Source organism: Rhodoferax sp., assembly GCF_037143375.1.
In the GTDB taxonomy this organism is placed as follows: domain Bacteria; phylum Pseudomonadota; class Gammaproteobacteria; order Burkholderiales; family Burkholderiaceae_C; genus Rhodoferax.
Genome location: NZ_JBAWYV010000118.1, coordinates 1 through 9,959, shown reverse-complemented (window position 1 = coordinate 9,959; position 9,959 = coordinate 1). Strand labels below are relative to the sequence as shown.

Annotated in this window: 11 protein-coding genes; 10 read left to right on the top strand and 1 reads right to left on the bottom strand. The window is 60.0% G+C overall.

The annotated features are described in order from the left end of the window. Positions 1-190 precede the first annotated feature (190 nt). From WCG50_RS14650 to WCG50_RS14630, 5 genes are all read left to right on the top strand, one after another. Positions 191-1,624: a coniferyl aldehyde dehydrogenase gene (locus tag WCG50_RS14650; RefSeq protein WP_336900341.1), complete on the top strand. Its 1,434-nt coding sequence runs from the start codon at positions 191-193 to the stop codon at positions 1,622-1,624. Positions 1,625-1,793: 169 nt separating this feature from the next. Beyond that, positions 1,794-2,174: an antitoxin Xre-like helix-turn-helix domain-containing protein gene (locus WCG50_RS14645; protein ID WP_336900340.1), complete on the top strand. Its 381-nt coding sequence runs from the start codon at positions 1,794-1,796 to the stop codon at positions 2,172-2,174. Continuing rightward, positions 2,134-2,853, top strand: coding sequence for an RES family NAD+ phosphorylase (locus tag WCG50_RS14640; RefSeq protein WP_336900339.1), 720 nt, complete (start codon positions 2,134-2,136; stop codon positions 2,851-2,853). Before WCG50_RS14645 ends, WCG50_RS14640 begins: the two co-directional genes overlap by 41 nt. Positions 2,854-2,906: 53 nt before the next feature. Then, positions 2,907-3,335 carry an antitoxin Xre/MbcA/ParS toxin-binding domain-containing protein gene (locus WCG50_RS14635; RefSeq protein ID WP_336900338.1) on the top strand — a complete coding sequence of 143 codons (429 nt, stop codon included), beginning with the start codon at positions 2,907-2,909 and terminating at the stop codon, positions 3,333-3,335. Beyond that, the gene (locus WCG50_RS14630; protein WP_336900337.1) at positions 3,335-3,799 is read left to right on the top strand and encodes an RES domain-containing protein; all 465 of its coding nucleotides are present in this window, start codon (positions 3,335-3,337) and stop codon (positions 3,797-3,799) included. The genes WCG50_RS14635 and WCG50_RS14630 overlap by 1 nt, the downstream gene beginning before the upstream one ends. 19 nt (positions 3,800-3,818) lie before the next feature. On the opposite strand, the gene WCG50_RS14625 is transcribed toward WCG50_RS14630, so the two are convergent. Next, entirely contained in the window at positions 3,819-5,108 is a 1,290-nt protein-coding gene (locus WCG50_RS14625) for an AsmA family protein (protein ID WP_336900336.1), read from the bottom strand. 113 nt (positions 5,109-5,221) lie between these two features. Here WCG50_RS14625 and gstA point away from each other — a divergent pair, with 113 nt between their 5' ends. The 5 genes from gstA to WCG50_RS14600 all read left to right on the top strand — a co-directional run bounded on the left by gstA (position 5,222) and on the right by WCG50_RS14600 (position 9,791). Further along, positions 5,222-5,830 (top strand): glutathione transferase GstA, encoded by a 609-nt coding sequence (gstA, locus tag WCG50_RS14620; RefSeq protein WP_336900335.1) that lies wholly within the window; start codon positions 5,222-5,224, stop codon positions 5,828-5,830. Between the two features lie 67 nt (positions 5,831-5,897). Beyond that, positions 5,898-6,614: a nucleotide-binding protein gene (locus tag WCG50_RS14615; RefSeq protein ID WP_336900334.1), complete on the top strand. Its 717-nt coding sequence runs from the start codon at positions 5,898-5,900 to the stop codon at positions 6,612-6,614. Positions 6,615-6,629: 15 nt separating this feature from the next. Then, positions 6,630-8,660 (top strand): PAS domain S-box protein, encoded by a 2,031-nt coding sequence (locus tag WCG50_RS14610; RefSeq protein WP_336900333.1) that lies wholly within the window; start codon positions 6,630-6,632, stop codon positions 8,658-8,660. Further along, positions 8,657-9,304, top strand: coding sequence for a response regulator transcription factor (locus tag WCG50_RS14605; protein ID WP_336900332.1), 648 nt, complete (start codon positions 8,657-8,659; stop codon positions 9,302-9,304). Before WCG50_RS14610 ends, WCG50_RS14605 begins: the two co-directional genes overlap by 4 nt. Before the next feature lie 142 nt (positions 9,305-9,446). After that, positions 9,447-9,791 (top strand): c-type cytochrome, encoded by a 345-nt coding sequence (locus WCG50_RS14600; RefSeq protein WP_336900331.1) that lies wholly within the window; start codon positions 9,447-9,449, stop codon positions 9,789-9,791. The last annotated feature ends 168 nt before the right edge of the window (positions 9,792-9,959 follow it).

Here is a 9,959-nt window from a genome sequence, read left to right as displayed (position 1 = left end):
TCATCCAATAAACTACTGCTGTGTTGCATTTGAATTTGAGACCGCCCCCCGTTCTTCTTGCGCAGATAGCTACCAATTACATAGCACCAAGAGCGGCAACCCCGTTTGGACAGCACACCCTACCGGCCCACGTCAAAACCCCGTAGTCTTGGGCTTTTGGCCTCATGCCAAACCGCCTGTTGGAGACCCCATGCAGAACCCCGATTTCTTGGACCATGACGCCATTCGCAGCACGCTGGAAGCCGCGCTTCAGCGCCAGCGCACCGCCTACCTGGCCCGCCCGGTGCCCACGCTCGACGAGCGCCGGGCAGACCTGAGCCAACTGCAACGCTTCATCCGCGAGAACAAGGACGCGCTGGTGGCGGCGGTCAACGCCGACTACGGCCACCGCTCCAGTCACGAAACCCTGTTCACCGAAATCTTCCCGGTGCTTGACGCCGTGGACCACACGATCAAGCACCTCAAGCCCTGGATGAAACCGCAGCGCCGCCCGATCGACCTGCTCAACTTCCTGGGTGCCAAAAACCGCGTCATCCCCCAGCCGCTAGGGGTGGTTGGTTGCCTGGTGCCGTGGAACTTTCCGATCAACCTGAGCTTCATGCCGCTGATTTCCATTTTTGCCGCCGGCAACCGGGCGATGGTCAAGATGTCGGAGAACTCGCGCCACCTGGCCCGGTTGTTGATTGAAAAAATACCAGCCTACTTCCCGCCGGACAAGCTGGCATTCTTTGACGAAACCGGCGGCGTCGGTATCGCGTTCTCGCAACTCAAGTTCGACCACCTGCTGTTCACCGGCTCGGGCCAGACCGGCCGCGCCGTGATGGCTGCCGCCGCCCAAAACCTGTGCCCGGTCACGCTGGAGCTGGGCGGCAAGTCGCCCGCCATCCTGTGCGACGACTACCCCGTGCGCAAGGCGGTCGAGCGCCTGATGTTCGTCAAGCTGCTCAACGCCGGCCAGATTTGCACCACGGTCGACCACGTTTACGTGCCCCAGGGCAAAAGCGCCGAGTTTGTCGAAGTGGCCCAACAGATCGTGCGACAGCGCTACCCGCAACTGGACACGCCCGACTACACCGCCATCATTGACGACAAATCCTTCCAGCGACTCACCCAGGCGCTGGAAGAAGCCCGCGCCGGCGGCGCCACACTGGTGCAGCTCATTCCCGGCCCGGCGTGGGACGCTACCAGCCGCAAAATCGCACCGCACATCGTGCTGAACGCACCGCGAGACAGCGCCTTGCGCACACGCGAAATCTTTGGCCCGATCTTGCCGCTAATCGAATACAGCACGCTTGAAGTGCCTATCAATGCCATCAACGCCGGGCCACGACCGCTGGCGCTTTACCCATTCAGCCACGACCCAGCAACCATTCAAACCCTGCTGGAGCGCGTCATGTCGGGCGGCGTCAGCGTCAACGACGCGCTGTTTCACGTCGGCCAGCACGACCTGCCGTTTGGCGGCGTCGGCGACAGCGGCATGGGCCATTACCACGGGCACGAGGGCTTTGTCACCTTCTCCAAAATGCGCCCGGTGTTCTACCAAGCCTCCTGGAGCGCCATCAAATTCCTGTGGCCGCCCTACGGCAAATTTGCCACCAAATACCTGGCTTTTTTGACCCGCTGATTCGCTACGATATTAATAGCTTCTTGCGCAGGTAACACGGGGGCTACAGCCCTAAACACCCTATATTTCCACGGACAGAAAAAAAATTCGCCACAGCAGCCAAAACCGCATCATATCTTTCTAAAGAAACAAGGCAGGTATAAAATTCCCACAGAAAAGGAGCTTCACCATGCCTGCCATCGCTCAACACCCCCCCCCCAAGCCCGAAGCCGCCGCTGTTCTCAGCAAAGCGGTGGCCCGCGCTGCCGAGCGGCTGGACGTTTCCAAATCCTTGCTTGCCAAGGTACTGGGCGTCAGCCCGCCCACCATCACCCGGCTTTACAGCGGCAACTACCTGCTGGACCCCAAGCGCAAAGAGTGGGACTTTGCCCTGCTCTTTGTGCGCGTGTTCCGCTCGCTGGACTCCATCGTGGGCAACGAGTCCACCGCCCGCCAATGGCTCACCAGCGACAACCTGGGGCTCAACGCCAAACCCATCGACCTCATTCGCAACACCGAAGGCCTGGTGCGTGTCGTTCAATACCTTGACGCCAGCCGTGGTCTCGTCTGACGCCCGCCCCTGGGCGGGCACCGTATGGCGCATGGTTGAAGCGCAGCACACCGCCTCCACCATGAAAATCGTGGACAGTGTCGATGAGCAAGACCTGCTGGAGAGCCTGCTGGAAGGCAGTAAACCCACCCCACCCACCAGTGTCGTGGCGCTTGATTACTTGCTGGCCACCCCATTTCGCTACTACCCCTTGCGCGGCGGCTCCCGTTTCAGGGCCATCACCGATCCGGGTGTTTTTTATGGCGCCGAGTCGGTCCGCACTGCGAGTGCCGAGCTGGGTTTTTGGCGCTGGAAGTTTCTCAAAGACGCGGTGGCGCTGAACAAGCTGGAACCCGTCGCGCACACCGCGTTCAGCGCTGCGGTCAGCACGCTGCTGGTCGATTTGCGCCAGCCGCCGTTCAGCGCCACTGGGGTGGCTTGGAGCCACCCCAGCGACTACAGCGCGACGCAAGCCTTTGCCAGAACGGCCCGCAAGGCCAACATCGGAGCCATTCAATACCCCTCAGTGCGCGACCCCCAACCCGCTTGGTGCATGGCGCTGCTCACGCCGCAAGCGTTTGCCAAGCCCAAACCGCATCCCTTGATGCAAACCTGGTGGCTTGCCGTGCATCAGAACGGCGTCACTTGGCGGCGCGACAAAGAATCAATGACCTTTGCCGCTGCGGCATGGCAGACATAAGCAAGATCACTTGATCTAAAATAAAAGCATCAATTGATACCAAAGGAAACACCATGGTCCTTGTCACCCCTGAAAAAATCGCCTCGGTCATGGCGCTGCTCCCGCTGCCGCATTCGTTTGCAGAGCTTGACGACCTGGTTGCCCACGGGCTGCCCAAGGACGCGCTGAAAGCCAGTGTGGACCGCGTGTGCGTGAGTGGCGAAGACCGCAAAAAACTCCTGTACCGCATCATTCCCGAAGCCACTTACAAGCGGCGGCGCAGCAACCTCACTTCTGACGAATCCGAGCGGGCCGAGCGCTTGGCCCGGGTGTTTGCCACCACCGAATACGTGTGGAATTCTGAAGACGATGCGCGTGCGTTTTTAAGCACGCCCCACCCCATGCTGCAAGGCCGCACACCGCTGGATGTGTCCATGACCGAACTGGGTGCCCGACGGGTTGAAGAATTGCTCTGGAAACTCTATTACGGCATTGCCGCCTGATGCAGATCTACCGCATTGGGGACAGTCGGCATCCGCTGTGGGACGGCACCGGCGCAGCTATGGTGGGTGGGCGCTGGAACAGCCCGGGCCGCCCGGTCATCTACGGCTCTTTAAGCTACGCCTGCGCCATGCTGGAAATTCTGGTGCATGCCAATATTGGCCGCATTCCTGCCACGCAGGTTTATGTGGTGGCTGAGTTGCCTGACAGCATCTTCATCGAACGCCACACTGCACAGTCCCTTCCCCGAGGCTGGGACAGTGACGACCCCTCGATTGCCCGACGTTTTGGAGACCAATGGCTGCAGGAAGCGCGCAGCGCCGTGTTGGTGATCCCCTCGGTAGTGGCGACACTCGAATGGAACGCCATCATCAACCCGCTGCACCCCCACGCCAACCAGTTTGTGCTGTCCCCAACACACAAAGTCATCTGGGACCAGCGCCTGTTTACGCGCCTGAACGCTTGAAGATTTAACGATAAAACGGCTAGCGGCCAAAAAGCTTCTTAAAACCCTCGCCAATCCTGCCGCCGAGCGAGGCCCCGGCACCGGTGCCAACGCCGGGCATAACGGCGGTACCTAGTGCCGCGCCAATCAGGGCGCCCCGCGTCAAGGTCACTTCGGGCGCCTCCAGCGTGCCGCCCACCAACAAGGGCACACCCACCGAGCCACCCAAAGCAGCAGCCGCCAAGTTGACGCTGACGAGTCCGCTCAAGGTGCCATTCGGCGCAATCGCCACTTGGCCACTAGCACTCAGCGCACCAGAACTCGCGGAAAGATTGGTGAGCTGCACGGCGCGACCCTGCGTGATGACCTGCCCACCCAAGGTGTCGAGCGCGGTCTCACCGCCCCGGCTGAGGCCCACCGTGGTCACGGCTTTGGCCAGGTCAATGCCGTACACTACCGCGCCGCGCACCGTCACTTTGCTTTGCGTGTGCAACACGTCGGCCAGGCCGCTCCAACTGGCGGTGCGCGCTGACAAGGTGGTGTCGGCATCAAGGTGTCCGCTCATCACCGGCTGGGGCGTGGCACTCAGCGCGGCCAATTCAACGCCCCGGGTTTGCAACTGTCCCTTGAGCCCAAACTCGGCCCCTACGGTGGCGGCGGGCTGCAGCTTGAAATCGCCCTTGATGGTGCCGCCGCCCACCGCCATGGCCAGCGTCCAGTCGTTACCCTGGCGCAGCAAATGCGCGGTGGCACCCTGCAACTGGCCTTTCAGGACCTTGATCGACACGTCGTCGGGCAAGCCTTGCGGGTTCAATTGCGCATCGGCATTGAGCGCCATGTGGGCGCCTTTGGCACCCACCCAAGTCACGTTCTCCAACACCGTACGTTGCGGGATGTACTGCAGATTAGTAGTGTTTTCAGGCTCTAGCCCCCGTGCTACCTGCGCTACGTGCTTCTTTTTTTGTAGCGACAAGAGCAAGGCGTCGATACCCACCTGAGGCAGCACCGCACCGCGCACCAACAGGGTTGATATCTCCAGCCGCCCCAGCAGCAGGGCGCGCCAAGCGGGGCGCACCTCCAGCCGTGCCAGCGTCAGTGCCGGGCGGGTATCGATCTGCACCTGCTCCACCGCCACGGCGGGCAGCGGCCACAGCGCCACAGTCAAGGGTGAAAAGGTCACCGGCAGACCCAAAGCGGCACTGACTTCGCCCTGCGCCCGTTGCCGGAAATCATCCGAGCCAATCCAGCGTTGCAGCGCCCAAACAGCCCCCGCCAGCAGCAACACCAAAGCCAGCAGGCTCAGAGTTACCCATTTCAAAAATCGTTTCATCTGCCAATTTTGCACGTTTGGAAGATACCCACACCAGCAAACATCATGCGCAACGGATAGCATCAGCGCTTCAGTTTTAAACCCGGGCACATCGAAGCCCCCAAAGGACACCCATGAAGCTTTATTACTCCCCCGGCGCCTGCTCCCTGTCACCCCACATCGCGCTCAAGGAATCCGGCTTGGCATTTGAAGCCATCGCCGCCCCGACCAAAACCCACCAGTTGGCCGATGGCACCGACTACTACACCATCAACCCGCTGGGCTACGTGCCGTTTCTGGTGCTGGACGATGGCCGCACGCTGCACGAAGGCCCGGCCATCGTGCAATACATTGCCGACCAGGCGCCCGCCAAACAACTGGCGCCGGCCAACGGCAGCTGGGAGCGCTACAAGCTGCAAGAGTGGCTCAACACCATCGGCACCGAGCTGCACAAAGGCTTCTCGCCCCTGTTCACCCCCGGCATGCCCGACGAAGCCAAAGCCATCGCCAAAACCCGCCTGATCTCGCGCCTGACCTGGGTCGATGGCGAGCTGGCCGGCAAAACCTATCTGCTGGGCGACACCTTCACGGTGGCCGACGGCTATCTGTTTGTGGTGGCGGGCTGGTCCAAACACGTTGGTATCGACATCTCCGGTCTGGCCAACCTGGGCGCCTTCCTGGCCCGGGTCGGCGCCCGCCCTGCGGTGCAAGAGGCGCTGCGTGCCGAAGGCCTGATCAAATAGCTAGACGCGGGCCGCTTGATACAGGTCACTGTTATGCTTCGGGTTTCCCCCAAAGAGAACTTGAGTCATGAAAAACCTGTTGGCGATCTGCCTGATTGTTGCGGCCCCCTTTAGCACTACCACTTGGGCCGGCGGCAACCCGACCTCCATGCTGCCCGCCGCCGCCAGTGCCCCGGCCGCATCGGTGGTCACCGGCGAAGTGCTGGAGATCAAGGACGTCGACAGCTACACCTACCTGCGCCTCAAGACCAAAGACGGCGAAACCTGGGCTGCTGTCAACACCGTCACCCTCAAAAAAGGTGCCAAGGTCACGATTGAAAACGTGATGGTCATGAAAGACTTCGAAAGCAAGGCCCTGAAAAAGACCTTCCCCTCGATCATTTTTGGCAACCTCGCAGGCGCCGCTAAAGACGGGGCTACCCCCCATGGCAATGCTGCGGCCCCCGTTGCTGACACCACCCCGATCAAAGTTGCCAAAGCCACAGGCGCCAACGCCCGCACCGTGGCCGAAATCGTCACCAAGGCCACCGAGTTGAAAGACAAGCCCGTCAAGGTCAGCGGCAAGGTCGTCAAGTACAACCCCGAAGTCATGGGCAAAAACTGGGTCCACCTGCGCGATGGCTCCGGTGCCGCCACCGACAACAGCAACGACGTGCTGGTGACCACGAAGGACCAAGTCAAAGTCGGCGATGTCGTCACCGTGACCGGCGTGGTGCGCACCGACAAAGACTTCGGCTCCGGCTACGCCTACAAAGTGCTGATCGAAGACGCAAAAGTTCAATAAATTTCGCTCCTGCCTGTGCGCATTCAACTTCGGCAATCCCAATCCATCGCGGTTCTGGCCGCCCTCTCCATTGCGGCGGTGGTGCTGACGGTCAGCTTCCTGATCTGGGGTTTGCGAGAGCGGGAGTTAGAGCACGCGCGCATTGAGAGCACCGCCATCGCGCAAATGCTGATGGAGCAAACCGAGCAGAGCTTCGAGGCCGCCGACCTCGTGCTTCGCGGCGTGCAAGAGCGCATCTCCAACGAATACGGCCGGCAGTTTGCACTCGACAGTGCGGCTACCCATTTGCTGCTCACGGCACGCGCCTCCGGCATGCGCCAAATCACCTCCATTTTCCTGGTGGACGCACAAGGCACCGTCCTCAACTCCTCGCTGGATTACCCGATGCCCAAAATATCGGTGGTCGACCGCGAGTATTTTCAGTACTTTGCCCAGACGGGCAGCAAGAAATTTTTTATCAGCAAGCCGATGCGAAACCGCATCAACAGCAGCTGGTCGATGTACATGGCACGCCCGCTGTTTGAGGCCAACGGCAAATTTCGTGGCATCGTGGTCTGCGCCATCGGCGTGCTGCAGTTGGAGGAAATGTACCAACTGATGAAGCTTGACTACGAGCGCCCCCTTGCCCTGTACCTGGAAGACGGCACCCTGATCGCCAGCGTACCGCACCGCGAAAGTAAGCTGGGCAACGATGCACCGGAGCTCCTCAATGAAAAGTTGCCCGTCAAGCCCAACGACATCAGAACCATCCAGCATCACGGCGCAGACGGCGAACACGAGATGTTTTCACTCGGCCGCCTGAAGAAATTCCCCTTGCTGGTCAGCGTCACCGACGATGTCAACCTGAGCCTGGAGTCGTGGCGTGAAACCGTCACGCCGATCGCGGTAGGCGCTTTGCTGGTGTGCATCTTCACCGCCTCAATCGCCTTGTTTTTGAACCGCAAACTCAAGGCCAAAGAAGCCCTGACGGCCGCTCTGCGCACCGCCAACGACCTCTACCAGCACACCGTTAACTCAGTGATGGACGCCATTGTCGCCATTGATTCGTCCCAGCAAATTGTGCTGTTTAACCCGGCCGCTGAAAAGATGTTCGACCTGAAAGCAGAGGAGATCATCGGCAAACCGTTTAATTTGCTGATCCCTGAGCGGGCCCGCGCCAAGCACGTCGGCCATGTGGACCGGTTTTCAGAATCCAGTGTCAATTCACGAACCATGGCGCCGCAACTTGAAATCACCGGGCGACGTGCCGATGGCACAGAGTTCCCGATCGAGTCCACCATCTCCAAGTCGATCATCGGCGGAAAGATGCAACTCACCGCCGTGCTGCGCGATGTGACCGAGCACCGGCAATCCGAAACCGAGCTGCGCGAAGTCAACCGGCAACTGCGCAGCTTGTCGACCTCGCTGCAACTCGTGCGCGAAGAAGAGCGCACCCGTATCGCACGCGAACTGCATGACGACCTGGGCCAGCAACTCACCGGGCTCAAGTTGAGCATGTCCTGGCTGGGCAACCGCATCAAGGACGGGCGCACCACCACACCCGACACCATTGATGAAATGCGCATGCAACTTGAAACCGCCATTGCCTCGGTGCGACGCCTGTCCACCGAACTGCGCCCACTGATTCTTGACGACCTGGGCTTTGCCGAGGCCGTTTCCTTCCAGACCCGCGAATTTACCAAGCGTAGCCAGTTGGAGGTCAGTCTCAACCTCGATGCGGCCGACCTGGTGGAAGATGACATCCTCGCCACCGCCCTGTTTCGCATCGTGCAAGAGTCGCTCACCAACGTGGCGCGCCATGCCCACGCCAGCCAGGTCGCCGTCAATTTCACCACCCAGGGCGACAACCTGGTGCTCACCGTCACCGACGACGGCCAAGGCATGCCCGCGGCCACACGGCAAGGCGGCATCGGACTGGTCAGCATGCGCGAGCGCGCCATCTCGATTGGTGCGCAGTTCAACATCATCAGTGACCCGGGCGCCGGCACCACCATCAAGGTGACCGTGGCGCTGCACACACAAGCTCTGGAGCCAGAAACGGCATGAAATATGAAGTATTGGTGGTTGACGACCACGCCATCATCCGCGACGGACTCAAGAAAATCCTGAGTGACACCGATGACCTGGTCGTGGCCGGAGAAGCCGCCAATGGCAACGCAGCGCTGGACAAGGTGCGCGAACGCGACTGGGATCTGGTCATCCTCGACCTCTCCATGCCTGGGCGCAACGGCCTGGAGCTGCTCAAGCTCATCAAGGCCGAGCGGCCCCGGTTGCCAATCCTCATTTTCAGCATGCACCACGAAGAGCAATACGCCGTGCGCGCCATCCGCGCCGGAGCGGCGGGCTACTTGTCCAAAGACGGCGACAGCGAGCTGCTGCTGCCCGCCATGCGCCGGGTCGCCGCGGGCGGCGTCTTCATCAGCCCCAAGTTGGCCGAATTGCTGGCCACCGATGCCTCGCCCAACACCCATGACCAGCCTCATACCCTGCTCTCCAACCGGGAGTTTGAAGTGTTCAGCCGCATTGTGCGCGGCGCCAGCCTGACCGCCATTGCAGAAGAGTTCTCGCTCAGCATCAAAACCGTCAGCACCCACAAATCCCACATCCTGGCCAAGATGAAAATGACCACCCAGGTCGACATGGTGCGCTACGCACTCGACCACAAACTGCTCGACACCGAGCACAAGTAAGCCTTGTCTGATGCCGCATAGGATTAATCCTATGTCGGGTTTCATCCATATCCTATATTTTTTGTAGGGTCATTCAATGAGAATTGCACCAAGTAAATATTGGGTAAATATTTATTGGCAATTTACATTTGAAAGACTAGACATGAAATTCATCACCCTCCTGGCTCCTGTCGCTCTGGCAGCGCTTTTCAGTGTTTCTACCAGCGTGCTCGCTGCCGACATCAATGTTGACGCCGCCATGGCCCTGGCGAAAAAGAACGATTGCTTCAAGTGCCACGCCATCGACAAGACCAAAAAAGGTCCGTCGTACAAAAAGATCGCTGCCAAATACAAGGGCAAGGCTGATGGCGAAGAAAAAGCCATCAAGAACTTCACCACCGGTCCTAAAGTGAAACTCGAAGACGGCACCGAAGAAGATCACAAGATCATTGATACCAAAGATGCAAAAGAGCTGAAAAACCTGGCTCAGTGGATTCTTTCCCAGTAGAACCACCCTCCCTGGCAGCAACCGCCGCCAGGGCGTCTTTCGATCAACCTGCCGTTCACGGCAACCAATAAATAATGCGAACAAGTCAATTTGCGAAGTGGGCCCTGGCCGCTGCCGTATGTCTGTCGGGAGCGCTGGCCACTTTGCCAGTGACTGCCGCAGCCCCCG